Here is a 19642-nt window from a genome sequence, read left to right on the forward strand (position 1 = left end):
GTCCCGGAAGAGCTTCTCGGCCCTCCGCAGCAGACTCCAAACTAGGTAAGTCTGCCAAAGACATTGTTTAATAAACCAAGGAGACAACCCCAATGGCCCTGATATCGATGCGGCAACTGCTGGACCACGCCGCCGAGCATGGTTACGGTGTGCCGGCGTACAACGTGAACAACCTTGAGCAGATGCGCGCGATCATGGAGGCGGCCGACAAGACCGACTCTCCGGTGATTGTTCAGGCCTCTGCCGGCGCCCGCAAATACGCCGGCGCCCCCTTCCTGCGTCACCTGATTCTGGCGGCCATTGAGGAGTTTCCCCATATTCCGGTGGTTATGCACCAGGATCACGGCACCAGCCCGTCTGTGTGCCAGCGCTCCATCCAACTGGGCTTCAGCTCGGTGATGATGGATGGTTCCCTGGGTGAAGACGGCAAAACCCCGACCGACTACGAATACAACGTCGATGTTACCCGTCGCACCGTTGAGATGGCCCACGCCTGTGGCGTCTCTGTAGAAGGCGAGCTGGGTTGCCTGGGCTCACTGGAAACCGGGCAGGCCGGTGAAGAAGACGGCATTGGCGCAGAAGGCACTCTGGATCACAGCCAGATGCTGACCGACCCGGAAGAAGCGGCGGATTTCGTCCAGAAAACCCACGTGGATGCCCTAGCCATCGCCATCGGAACCAGCCACGGTGCTTACAAGTTCACCCGTCCGCCGACTGGTGACATCCTGGCCATCGACCAGATCAAAGCCATCCACGCCCGGATCCCGGACACCCACCTGGTTATGCACGGCTCCAGCTCCGTGCCTCAGGAGTGGCTGAAGATCATCAACGAATACGGTGGCGAAATCCCGGAAACCTACGGTGTGCCGGTTGAGGAAATCGTTGAAGGCATCAAGCACGGTGTTCGCAAGGTCAACATCGACACCGACCTGCGCCTGGCCAGCACCGGCGCAACCCGTCGCTTCCTGGCCCAGAACCCGGCTGAATTCGACCCGCGTAAATTCCTGAAGGAAACCATGAAGGCGATGACCGAAGTCTGCGTCGCCCGCTACGAAGCCTTCGGCACCGCCGGCAACGCCAGCAAGATCAAACCGGTTAACCTTGAACGCATGTTCGAGCGGTATGCTTCTGGTGAGCTGGATCCCAAGGTTCGATAAGCTTTGGAGTTTGCCCCTCCTTTGTAGCCTGCTGGCCTGGCGGGCTTGCACTGGTGGGAGGGACTGCTCAGAAAACGCCCGTAAATACGTCCATGTAGGGCTTGGTCGCGCCATCCCTGGCGCTCCACATTTCTGAGCAGTCCCTCCCACCAGTGTTTGAGATACCTCGGTGATATCGCATATCGTCATCTCAGATACCTGCAGAGTCAGAAATATCTGAAGGTTCAGAACAAGCGAAGGCGGGGCACTCTTCCGGGAACGTCAAAAACATGGATGTTTTTGTCGAGCGTACAGGGACGTATTTACAGCGTGTCCCGGAAGAGTGCCCCGCCTTTGCGCTACCCGCAAAGCCTGCAGGCTAGGTGCCCAGATTAAACTCCAGGCCACAGCCACCTGATACGCATCAATTCTGATACACCCCCACCTTGTAATTTTCACTTCCTCATCAAATATAGAATTAATAATCGGGCGAAAAATGCCCAGCCATTAAAGCAGGTGTGAGGGAAAACATGGACTTCAAAGACTATTACGCCGTACTCGGTGTGAGCGAGTCTGCCTCCCCCGAGGACATCAAGAAGGCCTATCGCAAACTGGCCCGGAAATACCATCCGGACGTCAGCAAGGAAGAGAACGCCTCCGACAAGTTCAAAGATGTCGGCGAAGCCTACGAAGTATTGAAAGACCCGGAGAAACGGGCCGAATACGACGAGTTGAAGAAGTACGGTGCCCGGAAAGACGGATCGTTCCAGCCGCCTCCCGGATGGCAGAGTGCCTCTGGCTTTGGGGGTGGCGGCTACACCGAAGCCGATGCGCAGCAGTTCAGTGAGTTCTTCGAAGAAATCTTCGGAGGCGGCCGTCGCGCCGGTGCCGGTTTTGGCGGCGGCTTTGGTGGCCAGCGTCACTCCATGCGCATGCGCGGTGAAGACGTGCATGCCCGGCTGGCGCTGTTCCTGGAAGAGGCCTTTCATGGCTGCGAAAAGCAGGTGTCCTTCACCGTCCAGGATGCTGACGCCCAAGGCCGCGTCGTGCCGCGCCAGAAAACCCTCAACGTGAAGATCCCCGCCGGCATGAAAGAAGGGCAGCACATCCGCCTGAAAGGCCAGGGCGCTCCCGGCATGGGCGGTGCGGAGAACGGTGACCTTTTTATCGAGGTGGAATATGCACCGCACCCTCACTTTACCGTCGAAGGCCGGGATATACTGGTGACGGTTCCCATCGCACCTTGGGAGGCGGCTCTTGGCGCCTCGGTCACGGTTCCAACCGTGGGCTCGAAGGTGAACCTGAAAGTGCCTAAGGGTTCTTCCAGTGGTCGCAAACTGCGGCTAAAAGGTAAAGGGTTGCCCGGCAAACATCCGGGGGATCAGATCGTGGTGTTGCAAATCGTCATGCCCGAACAGCACTCTGAGAAAGCCGAAGAACTCTACAAGCAGTTGGCTGAAGCTGAAAAGGCATTCAATCCACGCAGCAAGTTGCACGTGTAAGCGGGAGATGAAGAATGGCTGACAAAGACCGCATTCTGAGCGTCGAACTGGTGGAACCAACCGCTACATTCACCTTGCGGGAAATCTGCGAGCGTGGGGATTGCCATGCCGAGTTTGTTATCAAACTGGTTAGCTACGGTGTGATCGCCCCGGTAGAGGAATCCCCGGAAGCGCGGAAATGGCAATTTGATCTGGAGGCTCTGGCTCGTCTACGCAAAGCGCAACGGCTTCAGCGAGACCTAAAAATGAACCTACCCGGATTGGCGATGTCGCTCGAACTTCTCGACGAGGTGCAGGAAATGAGGCGTGAAGTTGATCGTCTCAACCGACAACTCCGGCAGTTTCTGGGAGAACCCTAGTTCCGGTCCGGCTGGTAACCCCTGTCCAAAACACGCCCGTAAATACGTCCCTGTAGGGCTCGGTCGCGCCATCCCTGGCGCTCCACGGTTTTGGGCAGGGGTTACCAGCCGGACCTCCCGCCGAACTCGAGTGTCAGTCCTTCCCTAACTTCTGCAACTCCGCGTAAATCTTTTCGGCCTCCTCCATCAAGGTGCCATGGGTGCGTAAGTCGCCGTTGCGCTGAGCGTGCAACGCCTTTTGCAGCTTGGCTTCATATTCCTTCTGCAGTTTTTTCTTCGGATCGCCCTTCAGAAATCCCAGCATTTTCTCACCTGTTTTCATTCGTGTGTTCAGTAGCTTACGCCTGTCAGCCGGGAAAGTTCACAAAATCTTCATGTTCGAAAACTGGACAATCTACAAAAATGGGAATAAATTCCCAATTAATGTTTGGGAAAATAATCCCAAAAATAAAAAGCAGTACCAACCGGTAGCATTTCGCCGCCGGTTCTACGGAAAGAACAGGAAGGAGAAGAACGATGAAGCGCAATCTTTTGGCAAACGCTGTAAAGCTCGCTCTGACTGGCGCGGTTGCAGGGTCTCTCGTGGCCTGCGGCGGCGGTGGTTCCGGTTCGTCCGGCAGTGGCTCTACGTCCGTTGGTACCAGCGTTGGTGCGGTTACCGGTTTTGGCAGTGTGTTTGTAAACGGAACCCGGTTTCAGACCAACGGCAGTGTCGACAGTGATGATGGCATCGGGCGGGAGGATCAGCTTGAGAAAGGCATGATACTCCGGGTCGAGGGCGACTGGGACGACCGTGGAGAGGGCCGGGCTGACCGGGTCCACTATGACGATACGCTGCGGGGGCCGATCTCCGGCATGAGCTGGGACGACGTCGCCCGTACCGGCACACTCACCATGCTCGGCCAGACGATTGAACTGGATGGCAGAACGGTATTCCGTGGTGCCACACCCGCGGCCATAGCGGGCAATCCCGGGGGCTATCGGGTACGCGTGAGTGCCTGGCGCCTGGAAGATGGGAGCTTCCGGGCCAGTTATGTGGGGGCTCGCGCCATCGGGTTGGATTTCGATGACGACAACGAAGTCGAGATTGAGGGCGTCGTTGCCAACCTGGATACGAGCGCCGAAACCTTCACCATCAACGGTTTCCAGATCGACTACACCAGCGCCCAAGGGGACGATGACTTCTCTCTGGATGATCTTGCCAATGGCATTGTCGTCGAAGTGGAAGGGCGTCTCAGTGGCGGCGTCATCATCGCTGAGGAAATCGAGGACGAGGACGACCGGTTCGATGACGACGACGATGTCGAGATCTCCGGCAGTATCTACGACTACGATGCCACAAACCGTCGGTTCGCCATCAACGGTATAACGGTGCAGATAAACGGTGGCACTGAGTTTGATGACATCCGCGAAAGCAGTCTGGCCGACGGCCTGTTTGTGAAAGTCGAAGGCGACTACCGCAACGGTGTTCTGGTGGCTGAAGAGATTGAGGGCCAGGAATCGGATGCCGAGCTGGACGGGCGCATCGAATCCATCGATCTCAGCAATGAATCCCTGATCGTCAGTGGCGTGCGTGTGCAGCTCACGGCCAACAGCCTGATTGAGGACGACGACGATGATGATGACGATCGTCGAAACCGGGCCCAGGATATCGAGAGCCTGAGAGTGGGCGATTACCTGGAAATCGAAGGCCGCCAGCGCAGCGCCAGTGGCGGTTTCCTCGAGGCCTTCAGCATCGAGCGTGAAGACGACGATGACGATGATGATTACGAACTTGAAGCGAGGGCGAACGCCATAGGTTCAAACACCATCACCATCATGAACCTCGAGATCCTTCTCAATGGATACAGCACCTCTGGCGCGCAGGCTGGTGACGAAGTGGAGGTTGAGTATCGCCAGACCGGCGGTGGCCAGTACGAGCTGACCGATGATGTCGACGTCGAGGACGACGACGATGATGACGATTGATCGGTGAACGGCCTGGCCGGGCCGGGTAACGCCGGCCTGGCATTCTGGCTTTTGACGTCGCTATGGGAATACAATCCCAAACATGAAAAATTCCAACACCAATCCCCTGCACAGGGCGCTGTATCGCATTCTGCGCCCCATGGCCCGCCTGCTGCTCCGCAACGGTATATCGTTTGCTGAATTCGCCGAGCTGGTCAAGCGCGCCTACGTGGATGCAGCGATGGAAGATTTCTCCGACAAACGCAAGAAGCCTACCGACTCCCGCACTGCGGTGATGACGGGCCTGACGCGTAAGGAAGTGAAGAAACAGCGGGAAATCCTGGCGGGGGAGCACCAGGGGAAACCGGGCATCAGGCAGGAAAATCGCGCCTCCAGGGTAGTTTCCGGCTGGGTCCATGACCCGGCGTTCCAGACCCGTGAAGGCGAGCCGATGAACCTGCCGTTCGACGGCCCGCTCAGCTTCAGCGAGCTGGTTCGGCGTTACAGCGGTGACATGACGCCGCGAGCGGTGCTGGAAGAGCTGGTTCGGGTCGGTGTTGTGGCAACCGACGCATCCGGAACGCTTGAACTGCGGCTGCGTGCCTATGTGCCAGCGGGGGATAGCGAAGAAATGCTCCAGATCTTCGGAGAGGACGTATCAGACCTTATAGCGACCATTGATCACAATCTCGTGGGGAGCGAAGGCGAACGCCAGCCCCTGTTTCAGAGAACACTGGTGTACAACAACATCCCGCGGGACGTCATGGCGCGCTGGCGTCAGTATTCGGCGCAGCAGTCTCAGGCCATGCTGGAACAGCTGGACAAGTGGCTGGGGCCCCATGACCGGGACATTGCCAGCCATGGCGAAGGCAAGCCTTCGGGGGATGCGGTAAGAACCGGAGTGGGCGTGTTCTTTTTCGAAGACCCGGTTCAGCCATATATCGATGGAGAACAGAAATGACAAACATTGGAGTCCGTTCGCGATCAGGCCGGTGCTGGTCATTTCGAGGCCCAGGGAGAAACGCATGAAACCGAAGTCCATCACCTCATCCACCCGACTTTCACTGGGCGCCCTGACAATGGGTGTCCTCACCGCCTGCGGTGGCGCCGGCGGTGGTGGCGGAACGGATATCGCGGATGGGGGTATTCGGGGAACAGGCTCCAGCGTGGGGCCAGTGTCCGGTTTTGGCAGCGTGTTTGTGAACGGGGTGCGGTTTGAGACCGATGCGCTGAATGGCCAGGTTCAGAGCGATGATGGCATCAGCGTTGAAGGCGAGCTCGATGAGGGTATGATCCTGCGAATTGACGGCGAATGGCGGGACGATGGCCAGGGTACCGCGAACCTTGTTGAGTATGACGATACCCTGAGAGGTGTTGTTGAAAGTATTTCGGCAGATCCATCGGGAGCTGGAGAGTTTGTAGAACTGGTCGTCCTTGGTCAGACGGTGGTTGTTGATAAACAGACGGTTGTCAGCGGTACGACATACGCTGATCTATTGAGTGAAAATGGGGTTGGCTCCAGCGTCAGGGTAAGTGCTTGGCGGCAAGCGGACGGCTCATTCCGTGCAAGTTATGTCGGTGTTATTCCAGACACTGAATCCGATGTGGAGTTGGAAGGCGCTATTGACGATGGTTCCGTTCAGCCCGGCAGTTTCGCCATCGGTGGCGTTGAAGTGGCTTATGACGCCGATACTGTTGTCTTTGGCGAAGGGCTCAGCGAAAGCGATCTGGTTCCAGGCCGATTCTTTGAAGTTGAAGGCGATTACAGCAGCGGCACCCTGCAGGCTGTTGAGATTGAGCGTGATGATTTCCGCCGCTATAGCCGGACCGGTGACGACGATATCGAGTTTACCAGCACGATTCAGGAGTCTTTCAGCGCAAGCGGCTCCGGTGGTCAGACAGGCACATTCCTGATGAGCGGCCTTACGGTTCAGGTTACCGCCGATACCGAGCTTGACGACGGGCTCACGGTCAGCGATCTGCAGCAGGGAATCCTGGTTCAGGTTGAGGGCGAGTTCTCTGATGCCGGAACGGTTGTGGCAGAGGAGATTGGGCTGAGAGAGGCTAATGCGGAAGTGAGTGGGATTATAACCTCCTCGGTTGATCGCACTGCCCTGACCTTTGAAGTGGGCGGCGTACTGGTACAGGCAACGCCGTCGACCATCATTACAGGTGATGACGACAATGGGCGAATCGATTTCGAGGATTTGTTCAGCGGAGATGAGGCCGAGGTAGAGGGTATCGAAAAAGAAGACAGTAGGGGCAACGTCTTTCTTGAGGCCCTCAAGATTGAACGGGAAGACCCCGAAGACGATGGGGATGAACCCGTTGAATTTGAGTTGGAAGGTAAGCTACGGGCGATGGATAGTCAGTCAATCACCGTGCTTGGAGTGCTAATCAATACCGATATGAGTACCGAATTTGATACCGACGAAAGCACCTTGCAGGGCCTGGTCGACGACGGGAACCAGCCGCTCATCGAAGTTGAATACGAGGCTCTCAACGGCGGGTATCTGGCCGACGAAATCGAACTCGAAGAAGACGACGATGACTGATCACCAACGCTGACCTCGCTGCAACCGGGTGCCCATCCGCGCACCCGGCTCTATATCGCCCACGAGACCATCAGGCGACATTTTTCGAAATTTTACCCATCCCTTACAAAACCTGTACGTAAACACGTCAGGCCCTGGTCTGGGTCTTGCTCTATAGTCAACCATAGGCATGATCGGGCCGGCACAATTCTGTCGCCCGACTGCGAGATGCACCTCTGTCGACGGAGCCCATATGACCCCTCGTTTCCTGAAGTCTTTGGTAACCAGCCGGTTGCTCAGGCCGGTATTCCTGATACTGATCATTGCGGGTGTGTTGCAGGTGGCGTTGAGCCAGTGGTTGATATCGAATCAGGTTGAAAACCTGGTGGATACCGCCGGGTCCGCGCTTGAAGCCGGAAGCCGTGAAGTCAGCGAGTCTTTCGGGGATACCCGTGAAGACGTCCGCACTCGCCTGCAGCTCATGCAGCAGAGGACGACCGAAGAGTTGGCGGGTGAACTGACACGCCAGCAGACGGCGCAGCAGGAACGCATTGCCAGTAACGTGCGCTCAGCGGTGATGGCAGAGGCGCAGGGGCTGGCGGATGTCCTGGCCGCAGTGGCTGCGCCATTGATCTGGGATCGCGACGTGCCAAAACTCACAGGGCTGGTGGAACTGGCTGATGCACGGGAGTCGGTTCTGTTTGCCATTTACTATGACCAATATGGCGAGAGGTTGACGCGTTACGTCGACCGGACCGACGACCGGGTACGCACTCTTATGGAGCAGGGTGAGGGGCGTGGTGCTGCAAATAAGGTCCTGGATGCTGCAAGCCGTGACCCAAACATTGTCATTGTCACCGCTGATATAAAGCCCCAGGGTACAGCCATTGGCCAGCTCAGGATGGGGCTGTCCCTGGAGGGCATCAACGAAGATCTGGCCGCCCTTGAGCAGCAGTTCAGTGCCACCATCACCGGCAGCATCGATGCGCTTCGCCAGACCCTGGAGACAGAAACCGGACAGGTCAATCAGCGCCTGCAGCAGCAACTTGCCACCATGGGCGCAGACACCCAGGCGCGTATCGATAGCACCGTAGAGGCGCTGGATAGGGAGGCAGGCAGCCTTTCCTCGAATCTCTCGTTCCTTGCCATTGGTTCCGTGGTTGTACTGATTGTTCTGGTAGCGGCCGTGCTCGGGGGCGGTCTTCTTCCCCGCGTGCTCCGATTGAGTTCAGCGATCTGGCAGATCGCCGATGGAGAGGCCGACCTGACTCGCCGGGTATCCCTCAAAGGCCGTGACGAACTGACGGAAATGGCTCGGGGCATGAACCAGTTCATCGCCCGTATTCAGGAATTGGTGTCAGACGTTAAATCCTCTGCAGAATCTGCCGCCGAGAAAGCTCGGGAGCAAGGTCAAATCAGCCGCGATGCGGTATCGGCCGTTAATCGACAGCAACAGGAAGTGGCTGAGGTGTCGGACACCATGTCTGCAATGTCGGGCCGTATTGCCGAGGTGGCCGACAGCGTCCAGGAAATGGCCGGTTCCGTCCAGAACGTGAACGCGGAGAGTGAGGCAACGGCAACGATTTCCCGCGATGTCAGAGAGCGGCTGGATCAGGTTGTTGCTAACGTGGAGCAGGCCGTCGCGGCGGTCAATGAACTGAACAGCCAGAGTACGGAAATTGATTCCGTACTGTCAGTAATCGGAGCCATTGCTGAGCAGACCAACCTGTTGGCGCTCAACGCTGCCATTGAAGCGGCGAGGGCGGGCGAATCCGGGCGCGGCTTTGCGGTCGTGGCCGATGAAGTGCGTACCCTGGCCAGCCGCACCCAGGAATCCACTACGGAAATTCAGGGCATTATTGATCGCCTTCAGCAGGGCAGCCGCCAGGCCGTGACCGTGATTGATCAGGTTTCGGGGCAGGTGGCGGAATCGTCCGCCGAATTCCGTCGCGCCGACGAGCACTTCGACCAGATCAACCAAATGCTGGGTAGTTTGCAGAAACGCGCGCTTGAGATTTCGGCGGTTGCGGAAGAGCAGAGCAGGAATGCGGGGGAAGTCAGCGTCAGCGTGACGGACATTGCCCGCCTGTCCGGTGAAACCGTTGACGCCATTGAGCGCTCAGATCAGGCCAGCGGGCAGATCGGGGAACTACTGGACACCCTGCAGGGCAAGGCATCCCAGTTTCGGGTATAAGTGCGCTCGGCGGCTCTACTCACAGAGCCGCGCACGGGCACGTCGATATTCATCACCAATTCGCCCGACAAGATCGCTGACCGATACAACATCGGTGATCTGGCTGACGCCCTGGCCGGCGGACCAGACGGTTTTCCAGGCTTTGGCTTCGTCGTCCACGGGCTTGAGCTTATCGCCGTAATTCAGCTCACCGGCCTGGTTCAGCTTATCCATGGGATAGCCGGCGGCTTCCAGACTCTGACGCATAAAGTTGGCGGGAATCCCTGACACCGCCGGTGTGTGGATAATGTCGCCGGATACCGCCTCGATGATCATGTTCTGATAGGCTGCTTCCGCCCGCGATTCGGTGGTATTGATAAACCGTGTGCCCAGATAGCACAGGTCCGCGCCCATGGCTTGAGCCGCCAGGAGGTCTTCGCCGTTGGAAAGCCCGCCGGCGAGCAGGATCACGCCATCGAACACCTCGCGGATTTCGTGCACCAGCACGAATGGATTAATGGTGCCAGCGTGGCCGCCGGCACCGGCAGACACCGCGATAATGCCATCCACGCCTGCTTCGGCCGCTTTGCGGGCGTGTTTCTGGTTGGTGACATCGTGGAACACCAGGCCGCCGTAACTGTGCACTGCTTCAGTCACCTTGGTGGCGGCTCCCAGGGAGGTGATCACGATGGGCACCTGGTGTTTGACGCACAGGTCCAGATCGGCCTCCCAGCGCGGGTTCGTGCGATGAACGATGAGATTCACGGCGTAAGGCGCGGCTGTCTGGCCCGGATGGGTTTCCCGGAAGTCCTTCAGGCCTTCGTTCATCTGAATCACCCATTCCTCGAAGCCTTCGCTGGTGCGCTGGTTCAGGGCCGGGAAGCTGCCAACGATGCCCTGCTTGCAGCAGGCCAGCGCCATCTCCGGTCCGGAGATCAGAAACATGGGTGCCGCCACCAGCGGAAGACTCAGCGATGTCTTCAGGGATTCAGGTAAGGCCATGAGAATTCCTTAATTTTTGTTGGAACTTATGTAATGTATAAAGATCTTAGCGTGCTCATTACCGCATGAAAACGTCCACGAATGAATAAACAATAAGGAGCTCTACCATGGGCGAGGCAAAAAGAAGAAAAGAGACCGGCGCACCGCCGCCCAACAGGAAGAAAGATCGTAAGTCGTTGTATATCGGCATCAGTGTCATCGTTCTTGTTTTTGTTGCGGTGGGCGTCTTTTTCCTGACCGCGAGTCCGGCCCCCACCTCGGATGAGTTGCCGGTTGCCGGCCCCAATGCCGACCCGTTTCCTGCCCAACTGGATCGTTTCGGCGTCTCCGTTGGTGACGAAGACGCACCCGTGGTGGTGCGGGAGTTCGCAGACTACCAGTGCCCCGCCTGCGCGCGTTTTTCGGACGCCAGCCAGCAGTTGAAACAGGAATACGTGGAGTCCGGCAAGGTGCGGTTTGTGTACTTTGATCTGCCACTCCAGCAACACGACAACGCCATGCCTGCGGCCCAGGCAGCGCGCTGTGCCGGTGACCAGGACAGCTACTGGGCCATGCACGACAAGTTGTTCGACATGCAGACCGAATGGAGTGGTTCCAGCAGCCCGGTTGATACCTTTAGCCGCTACGCTGAGGACCTGGGGCTCGATGAGCGCCGTTTCAGCCGGTGCATGACGACAGATCTTCACGTCGAAGAAATCGAACAGAGCCGTCGAGTGGCCATGCAGCTTCGCGTTACCAGTACTCCAACCGTGTTGGTGGACAATATCCGCCTGACCCGCCCCGGATGGGGGCAGTTGTCGGCGGTGGTTGAGCGGGAGCTGGCCGGTTCCCAGCAATAATACGGTGACAGGTGCTGTCTGGAAAACTCCCGTACGGCGGGAGTTTTTTTGGTTGGGGCCGGGGAATTTCTCACAAAATGAATTATCATTCACATGCCCTTAAAATTGACGGATAAACGCAAGAAGTTGAGGCCCTGGGGCAGGCCTTCATCAAGGAGCAAGTAATGATGAATAAGATTGTTTTGGGTTCGGCCTTTGCAGTAATGGCTTCTTTTGCATCCGGTGCGGCTGCACAGGATTCCCTGGAAGGTGGCTATGTGGGCCTCAACTACGCCTTCGTAACCTACGAAGAAGATGGCATTTCTGAAGACTTTGACCTGGGCGCCCTGGTGGGCAAGGCCGGCGCGCAGATAAACCCGTACCTGGCAGCGGAGTTCCGTGCCGGTTTCGGCGCCAAGGACGACTCGACCAGTTTTAACGGTGTATCCCTGGATCTTGAACTGGATTACCTGGTGGGTGGCTACATGGTTCTGGGCCTTCCCAATGAAAGCCCCGTTTACCCCTACGCCATTGTTGGCGTCACCAAGGGTGAACTGACGGCCTCCGCGAGCGGGTTTGGTAACTCTTTCAGTGACTCGGAGTCTGAGTCCGATATCTCCTACGGCGTGGGCGCCAACCTGAACATCAACAAGGATTTTCAGGTCAACGGCGAGTACATGCAGTACATCGATAAGGATGGCGCAGAAATTTCCGGCGTCTCCGTGGGTTTTGCTGTTCTGTTCTGAGCATAGCCTGATCACCCGGTGCCGCCTTTGGGGCGCCGGGCATTGTTAATGACTTCCCTGTAACCCCCCGTAATACTCTCCCTCGCCCGTATTCGTTAGAATGACACCCTCACGCCCGTTGGCGATTATCAACCATGCTCCGGATTTACGGTCCGGCCCGCAGGAGAAACCAGACTCATGAGCCAGGATGTTGTTGTCTGTGCGCTTTATAAGTTCGCAGTCCTGAATGATTACAAAACCCTTCGTCAGCCATTGCTGGATCTGATGTTGGAGAAAGAGGTACACGGCACATTGCTGTTGGCCCGTGAGGGCATTAACGGCACCATAGCCGGCAGCCGTGAAGGTGTGGATGCCATTCGCGACTGGTTGGAGGCTGACCAGCGGTTCGAGGGCATCGACTACAAAGAATCGTTCGTCGACATCCAGCCCTTCAAGCGAACCAAAGTGAAGCTCAAGAAAGAGATCGTCACCATGGGAGTGGAGGGCATTGACCCGAAACGGATCGTGGGTACTTATGTGGATCCCAAAGAGTGGAATGATCTTATTTCAGATCCGGACGTATTGGTGGTAGACACACGCAACCAATATGAAGTGGAGATCGGCACCTTTGAGAATGCCAGAAACCCGGCCACAGATACGTTTCGTGAGTTTCCGGAGTATGTGAAAGAGAACCTGGACCCTTCGAAGCACAAGAAGGTCGCCATGTTCTGTACCGGTGGTATCCGCTGTGAGAAATCCACGGCGTTCCTGAAGGAGCAGGGGTTTGATGAGGTCTACCACCTGAAGGGCGGTATTCTCCGGTACCTCGAGGAAGTCCCGGAATCACAAAGCCTGTGGCAAGGGGAGTGCTTTGTATTTGATGACCGAGTAACGGTGAACCACAAGCTGGAACGGGGTGAGTTCGATCAGTGTCACGCCTGCCGCCGGCCGATCACCGAGGAAGACAAACAGCGCCCGGAGTATGAGCCGGGCGTGAGTTGCCACCGTTGCATCGATTCGTTGACGGCGGAGCAGAAAGCCCGTTTTGCCGAGCGTGAGCGGCAAATGCGGTTGGCAGAACGGCGCGGCGAAGCCCATGTAGGTGGCGCAGCGGCGCGCATTGTAGCGGAGCGTAAAGCCCGGAAAAAGGCGGAGCGGGAACAGCAGGCCCGCAAGAGCGCCATGGGAGAGCGTTGCGCAAAATCCTGACAATAATCAAGGAGATTCCATGCAGTTCAGAGCAACCCTGGCGATCATTACTCTGACGGTATCGCCGACGATGGTCGTTGGCGCTGAGTTTGACAATTGGGAAGGTGAAGGGGAAGCGGGTGTGCTTGTCACGTCCGGCAACACCGAGGAGACCAATATCAACGGCCGTCTGGGCCTACTCCACGAAGTTTCAGAGTGGCGGAATACCGGTGATTTTCGTTCATATTATTCCGAAACCGATGACACCACAACGGCTGAAAAATACAGCGCTGAAGTGCAGTCTGATTACAAGTTCGAGGGCAGCCAATACCTGTTCGTACGCGGAGCGTATGAAGACGACCGTTTTTCCGGGTATGACTTCCAGTCCTCGTTGACCACCGGTTACGGTAACCGGGTCTGGCAACGTGGCAAGCGCTCTTTTCTTGATCTGTCTGTCGGTGGCGGTTATCGGTTTAACAGGCTCGAGGAACCGGAAGCAGACGGCAATCAAGAGGAGGAAGAAGCCATCGCGCGCTTGGCAGGAAAGTTCGACTACGCCCTCTCTGAGACTGCGTTGTTTCGTCAGAAGCTGAGTGCCGAAATCGGCTTGTCGGAGAACAACACCATCAGTGAGTCGGAAACATCCATACAGGCAACGGTTGTGGGTAACCTGTCAATGAAGGCTGCGTATCTGGTTCAGTATGTTTCAGATGAGCCTGAGGGCTCCGAAGACACCGATACTCAGGTGTCCGTGTCACTGCTCTACGGATTCTGACCAGGCGTTATACTCGATTCCTGAGCCCCAGCTCATCCGGGTAGGGGGTCAGGTATTTCTGGCTGCTGAGATAGTCCACCGGCTCCCGCCGCTGGGCCATCCGTAGCAACGTCATGGGCACCACCAAGGGCACCTCGCCCCGGTGGTAGGCGTCTATCTGCTCCATCAGTACCTGCCGGTCTTCGTCTGCCATGGCATCCCGCAGATAGCCCATCAGGTGCTGCATGGCGTTCACGTGGGAACCCCGGCTGACGCGCTGGGTCATCGCTTCCATGAACGACGAGATGTATCGGTCAGCAATGTCTTTCAACGGTTCTGATTTCAGGTCGCCGAGCATCGGCCCCAACTGCCGATAGATCTTCTCGGAATGAGCCAGTAGCTGGAACTTGTGGCGGGTATGGAACTCGATCAATGCACGGGCGGTGAGGTTGTCGCCAGCCACGTTCTGCATCCAGTCATCGTAGGCAAATACCCGCTCTATAAAGTTTTCCCTCAGCATGTCGTCGTTCAGACGGCCCTCTTCTTCCACCGGCATCAGCGGGTAGCGACGAATCAGTGCCTCGGCAAACAGGCCCCGGCCATCCCTGCGGGTGACATTGCCGTCTTCATTGTGCACCTTGATGCGCTCCATGCCGCAGCTGGGAGACTTGGCCATCAGGATGTAGCCCCGCAAATCCGCCAGAGTCGGTAGAACCTGGTCGATAAATCCCTGCATGGCATCCGTATGGTCCGCCGTGCCTTTGGTTTCGATCAGCTTCAGGCCGTCGTGATATTCGCGCAAGTGAATGGCCGGCCGGGGCACACCGAGGCCCGCTTCCAGCTCCGGGCAGATGGAACGAAACTCGAAATGGCGGGAAAGTACCTGGGTGCAGAAGCGGGAATGCTTGTGGCCGCCATCATGGCGAACTTCCTTGCCCAGCAGGCAGGTGCTGATACCAACGGGAATGCCTGTCACTGTCAGTCTCCGAATCGAAAAAGGTCCTTTAAAGTACGCTTTTCCAGTCTAGACCGATCATCTCCAATGTTGAAAGCGGCGTGATGAATCACTCAGCGGGAAGCTGATCGGGCCAGGGTCAGGGCATAGATTTCCCGCATATCACGGGCAAACTGCTCGACGGAATAGTCCGCCGCGAACGCCAGTGCGTGCTCGGCCAGTTCCTGGCGCAGGGTGTCGTCTTCCAGCAATTGTTGCACGTGGTCACACCACTGGTCCTGCTTTTCCGGCGTCTTGAAGCCGTTGTAGCCGTGGCGCACCACGTCTTCAATGCCACTGGAACGCACTGCCACCACTGGTAACCCGGCGGCCATGGCTTCCAGGATCACCATACCCTGGGTTTCGGACTTGGAGGCGAACAGGAAGGCATCGCCCAGGTGATACCAGGTGGCCATATCGTCCGGCGGGATGGAGCCGACGAGTGTAAAGCAATCCTGAAGTCCCAGTTCATCAATGCGCTGCTGCAGTCGCTCGTGCTGATGCCCTTCACCAATCATCAGGAACCGGAAAGGACGGTCTGTCCGCCGGCGAAGCTCATCAATGGCGTCGATCATGAAATCAATGTTCTTCTCGTTGGACAGCCGCGAGACGCTGACAAACACGGTCTCATTGCCGATGCCCAGGGAGTTCCGCAGGTTGCGAACGTCGCTGTCGTCCACTTCCTGGAACTTCTGGTACTCAATGCCCGTCGGCTGAACGAATGTGGGGCTTTTCACACCGATCATCCGCAGGTATTCCTCGGTGGAGTAGGTGGGCACAATCACGCCATCGCATTTGTTGGCGAAACGTTTGATCAGCTCGTGGGAAATCAGGTTGCGGAACAGATTGCCCGGCAGCGGCACGAAGTGGGCATAGTGCTCCAGTCGGGTGTGGTAGGTGTACACCGCCGGTACTTTCAGGCGCCGGGCCACGAACAGCCCCAGCGAGCCCAGCCAGATGGGGTGGTGAAGGTGGATGATGTCGGGTTTGAACGCTCTGACCTGTTGGCGGATTCTTGCCAGGAAGATGTTGGCAAGGCGGAACTCCCGTTTCTCCCCCATAGCCAGCAGGGAGGGCACCCGCACCACATTGGTCTCCTCGCGTGGCTGGTCGCGATAGCGGGGGCAAACGATGAGGATGATGTCCCCCAGGGTTTCCAGACCTTTGCGCAGGCGTACGATGGAGATGGGCACGCCGCCAATGAACGGCAGGTAGTTGTTGGTGAACATGGCCACCCGCAAGGGTTTCGACAGCCAGGGCTGGGGGTCCAGATCGTAGTCCGGATAGTAGTCTTTCGCCACGAAAATAGCGGTGTAAAGCTTGGTGCTGATCAGTACGAACACTGCCACCAGCAGAATGAAGTTTACATAGCCCACATAAAACAGCGAGTAGATGAAGAACCACAGGGATTCCAGGGTACTCAATACAGGGTGTTGTCTCGCTTCCAGACGCACCATCGAATGGCTGATTTCGCCGTCGTCGTTCACATCAACGCGCACATAGTGGTAGAAACTGGTGTCGTTGTTCAGCACCAGCCCGCCCGCTCCGCCGGTGGTGATAAAGCGTGTATCACCCTCGACCTGATCCGCATACAGCGACAGGTTCGCTGAAAACACTATATCCACATTGTGCCGGTCGATGGCGTCCATCAGGGCGGAGCGGAACTCAGGGGGGTGCAGGAAATCATTATCCTGCTCGAAAGGGGCTTCCTGATCCGGGTGGAGCAGCGGGTGACCGATGAAGAGAAAACGCAGCCGGTTGGGCTCCTGGCTCAACAGGTCATTAAGCCAGCGGATCTGCCAGCGCCAGGGCGTCTTGCCGGTGCTGTCGAGGAAGATCAGTCGGGCGCCGCCGGCCTTGATGCTGAAGAAGTGAGGGCCGAAGTAATCGTAAAACCGGTAACTGCCAAAGTTCTCGTACTCGTTCTCACCAAAGGTCAGCAGGTAGGGAATCTCCAGATGGGAGAGTGTGCCCTGGATGGCCCGGTACTTGTCCTCGCCGCCGCCACTCACCGCGTTACCGGCGGACACCACAAAATCCACGCCGGACTGGTTGAGGGCCGGTATCATGCGTTCCTCGAACACGCCCACGGAATTATTGATGTTGCCCACAACCGCAAAACTGAAACCGCCATCATCGGAGAGCGTATCTTGGATCTGTGCGACCTGCTCTGTGTGCTCGGCCTCGAACTCCGGCGCGAACAGGTTCAGGTAGGCCTTGTACCCGATCAGCAGCACAACAATCGTCAGGCTGATGTAAAACAGCACTTTTAACGGGTGACGTCGTGTCATTGGGATGCCTTCCTGTTTCTCACCAGTTCCCGCTGCAGTATCACCAGGCCTGCCAGCATGCCGAGGTAGATGGTGATGAATCGCCAGCTAATGGTCACCAGTACCAGATGGTTGGCCGTGAGTATGTCCCGGAAGAAACTGCCGAACACCCCTTCCGAAATGCCAGACGCACCGGGTGTGGGTGAAAAGTACATCACAAAGGTGGTAACCACCAGTAGTCCCGTGCTCACCAGGTAGTCTACCTCGTAATCCAGTGCGGAGATCAGCAACGCCGGAAAACTGAATAGGCTGAGCAGGAACACAAAGGTAAACAGCACTGATAGCGCGACGAACTGTTTGGGGCCCCGGAGGTAATCGCCGAAACTGTGAGAAAAACGCAGCATCTCCCGCTTGGCCTTGAACTGCCAGCGCTGATGGCGGCGCTCACCGATCAGGTGAAACCGGTGCAGTGTGCTCAAGAGCCGGCCCAAGGGCGCAATCAGCCACCGGGTGCGGAACAGCACCACCATGAAAAAACCGAGATACAGGAGAATCAACACAGCGAGCACCGGCCCCAGTTCTCCGACCAGGGGCTGGTTATCCAGGGCGTCCAGAGTCAGCAGGAATACGGGGGTCAGCGAAAAGATAAAGATCACCGCGATCACGGTGCGGATGGTGGTGGCCGCCGTGGCGCGGCCGACCGGCACGCCATGATGTTGGAGATACCAGATCTGCGCGAAGCCACCCCCGGTGGCCATGGGCGTCACGTTGGAGAAGAACAGGTTGATGAACACCAGCCGGAAAATCGCCGGGAAGGGCAGGCGGTGCCCCAGTGCCCGAAGGGTGAAGTGCAACCGCAGCCCGTCCGCCGCAAAGTAGACCACCAGCAGGGCAATGATGGAAACAAGCGCCTGAGGCGAGACCAGTCGGTCGTCGAAGGTTACGCTGCGCCCGGCGAACTGGTCGTACACGGCATAGAGCCCGGCGGCGGTCATGGCGATAAATATCAGGCTGAAAACAGTAAGCCTGCGCCAGGACGCGCGCTGCTGATAATCTTGATCGGGGATGTTGGTCATGGACTGCCCGCCGTTAAGAGACGGGCAGTTTACTGTTGGTGGCGGGGGGCTTGTCCAGTGTCTTGCTAGTGGCCATACACCATCATAGTGGTGTTTTTAATGGCAAAATCCGTGAACTGTACGGAGCCGATACTGGTGCCACCGACTTTGAACACCGGCATATCGATGTCGGCCCGGAAGTCCACCTCATGGATGGAAAGGCCTTCTTTGCCAGAAGCGGCGCTGGTGCCCCGGGAGAGCTTCGCCGTGGCACTTGCCATCCCAAAGTGGCCCAGGGTGTCATCGCCCCGGCGGTTGTGGATCTGCAGCCCTTCGATGCCAACGGCGGCAAAGTTGAATATTAGAATGACGTCGGCGGCATCCCAGTTGAGATTACCGTTGGTGATTTCAAAGTGGGTGTCGAGCTGCAGTTCCGAGCCAGACACCACGTTGCCATTGGCCAGCGTACGGGTATTGTTACCCTGGTTGCGGATCACCAGATCGGTAGGGCCGATATAACCCTGCAGCATGATATTGGAGAACAGGCTGGCAGTACCGCCGGAGCCGGTTGCTTCAACACTGTCTACGGCCAACTCGAAATCCACGGCCTGCAGGTAGTCGTCCAGGCTGGTCGGGTCGCCGTAATCTGTAGCACCCAGGTGAATCACCAGGTCACCGCTATCGAACTGTTTGCCGTAACCACCACCCACGGCATAGCGGGCGAGGGCATCGGCCACATCCGGATTGGAGGCATCCAGAAGGCCGGCGTCGGCGCGGCGGGCAATCTCGGAGAAGCCGTATTCAAGCACCTCATCCTGGCCGGCAATGTCCAGCGTCAGCTTGAGGTTGTCCAGCACTGTATCGTTCTGACCGGACAGGCGAACGCCATTGACGTTCAGCGAGCCTTCATCCGTCCAGCTCAGTCGGTCCATCTCAATCCTGGTTTCCATCTCGATGGTGACGCCAGTCTGGCCAGTGACGTTGCCCAGGGTACTGTCGTCCAGTGGGCGGAAGTCGGCCATCACCGGCAATGATAGACTGGCGGTCAGGCTCAGGGTAAAGAACCTGCGCAGGGCAGGTCTGAACGGTTTCAGGCGCTTGCGGGCGTTTCGACGTGTCATGGTGGCCCCGGATCGTTGTTGTTATGCCGGCTTCAGACCGGTCTCAGTCGTTTTGTAGCCGCAG

The 19642-nt window shown here is 57.5% G+C and carries 17 protein-coding genes; 11 read left to right on the top strand and 6 right to left on the bottom strand.

What is annotated here, in order from left to right:
• Positions 1-92 precede the first annotated feature (92 nt).
• The 3 genes from fba to B3M52_RS07190 all read left to right on the top strand — a co-directional run bounded on the left by fba (position 93) and on the right by B3M52_RS07190 (position 2997).
• Positions 93-1157, top strand: coding sequence for a class II fructose-bisphosphate aldolase (gene fba / locus B3M52_RS07180; protein WP_036209001.1), 1065 nt, complete (start codon positions 93-95; stop codon positions 1155-1157).
• A 509-nt stretch (positions 1158-1666) separates the two neighbouring features.
• Complete coding sequence (locus B3M52_RS07185) at positions 1667-2638, top strand: DnaJ C-terminal domain-containing protein (protein ID WP_286749288.1); 972 nt, start codon at positions 1667-1669, stop codon at positions 2636-2638.
• Between the two features lie 14 nt (positions 2639-2652).
• Positions 2653-2997, top strand: coding sequence for a chaperone modulator CbpM (locus B3M52_RS07190; protein WP_286749289.1), 345 nt, complete (start codon positions 2653-2655; stop codon positions 2995-2997).
• A 133-nt stretch (positions 2998-3130) separates the two neighbouring features.
• Here the strand turns inward: B3M52_RS07190 and B3M52_RS07195 are convergent, their stop codons facing one another.
• The gene (locus tag B3M52_RS07195; RefSeq protein ID WP_286749342.1) at positions 3131-3301 is read right to left on the bottom strand and encodes a DUF6435 family protein; all 171 of its coding nucleotides are present in this window, start codon (positions 3299-3301) and stop codon (positions 3131-3133) included.
• A 212-nt stretch (positions 3302-3513) separates the two neighbouring features.
• Between B3M52_RS07195 and B3M52_RS07200 the strand changes: the two genes are divergently transcribed.
• The 4 genes from B3M52_RS07200 to B3M52_RS07215 all read left to right on the top strand — a co-directional run bounded on the left by B3M52_RS07200 (position 3514) and on the right by B3M52_RS07215 (position 9672).
• Positions 3514-4965, top strand: coding sequence for a DUF5666 domain-containing protein (locus B3M52_RS07200; RefSeq protein ID WP_286749291.1), 1452 nt, complete (start codon positions 3514-3516; stop codon positions 4963-4965).
• A gap of 82 nt (positions 4966-5047) precedes the next feature.
• Complete coding sequence (locus B3M52_RS07205) at positions 5048-5905, top strand: DUF6502 family protein (RefSeq protein ID WP_286749292.1); 858 nt, start codon at positions 5048-5050, stop codon at positions 5903-5905.
• 64 nt (positions 5906-5969) lie between these two features.
• Positions 5970-7499 (top strand): DUF5666 domain-containing protein, encoded by a 1530-nt coding sequence (locus B3M52_RS07210; protein WP_286749293.1) that lies wholly within the window; start codon positions 5970-5972, stop codon positions 7497-7499.
• A 232-nt stretch (positions 7500-7731) separates the two neighbouring features.
• Entirely contained in the window at positions 7732-9672 is a 1941-nt protein-coding gene (locus B3M52_RS07215; protein WP_286749295.1) for a methyl-accepting chemotaxis protein, read from the top strand.
• A gap of 15 nt (positions 9673-9687) precedes the next feature.
• Here B3M52_RS07215 and B3M52_RS07220 read toward each other — a convergent pair whose 3' ends face one another.
• Entirely contained in the window at positions 9688-10653 is a 966-nt protein-coding gene (locus B3M52_RS07220) for an NAD(P)H-dependent flavin oxidoreductase (RefSeq protein WP_091642953.1), read from the bottom strand.
• Positions 10654-10760: 107 nt separating this feature from the next.
• Here B3M52_RS07220 and B3M52_RS07225 point away from each other — a divergent pair, with 107 nt between their 5' ends.
• The 4 genes from B3M52_RS07225 to B3M52_RS07240 all read left to right on the top strand — a co-directional run bounded on the left by B3M52_RS07225 (position 10761) and on the right by B3M52_RS07240 (position 14159).
• Positions 10761-11492: a DsbA family protein gene (locus B3M52_RS07225; RefSeq protein WP_286749296.1), complete on the top strand. Its 732-nt coding sequence runs from the start codon at positions 10761-10763 to the stop codon at positions 11490-11492.
• Positions 11493-11656: 164 nt separating this feature from the next.
• Positions 11657-12217 carry a porin family protein gene (locus tag B3M52_RS07230; RefSeq protein ID WP_286749297.1) on the top strand — a complete coding sequence of 187 codons (561 nt, stop codon included), beginning with the start codon at positions 11657-11659 and terminating at the stop codon, positions 12215-12217.
• 177 nt (positions 12218-12394) lie between these two features.
• Positions 12395-13405 (top strand): rhodanese-related sulfurtransferase, encoded by a 1011-nt coding sequence (locus B3M52_RS07235; RefSeq protein WP_286749299.1) that lies wholly within the window; start codon positions 12395-12397, stop codon positions 13403-13405.
• Positions 13406-13424: 19 nt separating this feature from the next.
• Entirely contained in the window at positions 13425-14159 is a 735-nt protein-coding gene (locus B3M52_RS07240; RefSeq protein ID WP_041335563.1) for a DUF481 domain-containing protein, read from the top strand.
• Between the two features lie 7 nt (positions 14160-14166).
• Here the strand turns inward: B3M52_RS07240 and B3M52_RS07245 are convergent, their stop codons facing one another.
• The 4 genes from B3M52_RS07245 to B3M52_RS07260 all read right to left on the bottom strand — a co-directional run bounded on the left by B3M52_RS07245 (position 14167) and on the right by B3M52_RS07260 (position 19578).
• Entirely contained in the window at positions 14167-15114 is a 948-nt protein-coding gene (locus B3M52_RS07245) for a YbgA family protein (protein WP_199447852.1), read from the bottom strand.
• A 92-nt stretch (positions 15115-15206) separates the two neighbouring features.
• The gene (locus B3M52_RS07250; RefSeq protein WP_286749303.1) at positions 15207-17423 is read right to left on the bottom strand and encodes a glycosyltransferase; all 2217 of its coding nucleotides are present in this window, start codon (positions 17421-17423) and stop codon (positions 15207-15209) included.
• Positions 17420-18478, bottom strand: a complete 1059-nt coding sequence (locus B3M52_RS07255; RefSeq protein ID WP_126811708.1) for a lysylphosphatidylglycerol synthase transmembrane domain-containing protein — start codon at positions 18476-18478, stop codon at positions 17420-17422. The genes B3M52_RS07250 and B3M52_RS07255 overlap by 4 nt, the downstream gene beginning before the upstream one ends.
• A gap of 65 nt (positions 18479-18543) precedes the next feature.
• Positions 18544-19578, bottom strand: a complete 1035-nt coding sequence (locus tag B3M52_RS07260) for a DUF6160 family protein (protein WP_286749305.1) — start codon at positions 19576-19578, stop codon at positions 18544-18546.
• Positions 19579-19642 lie beyond the last annotated feature (64 nt).

Origin of the sequence: Marinobacter sp. UBA2688, from assembly GCF_002352785.1 — a bacterium.
GTDB classification, from domain to species: domain Bacteria; phylum Pseudomonadota; class Gammaproteobacteria; order Pseudomonadales; family Oleiphilaceae; genus Marinobacter; species Marinobacter salarius.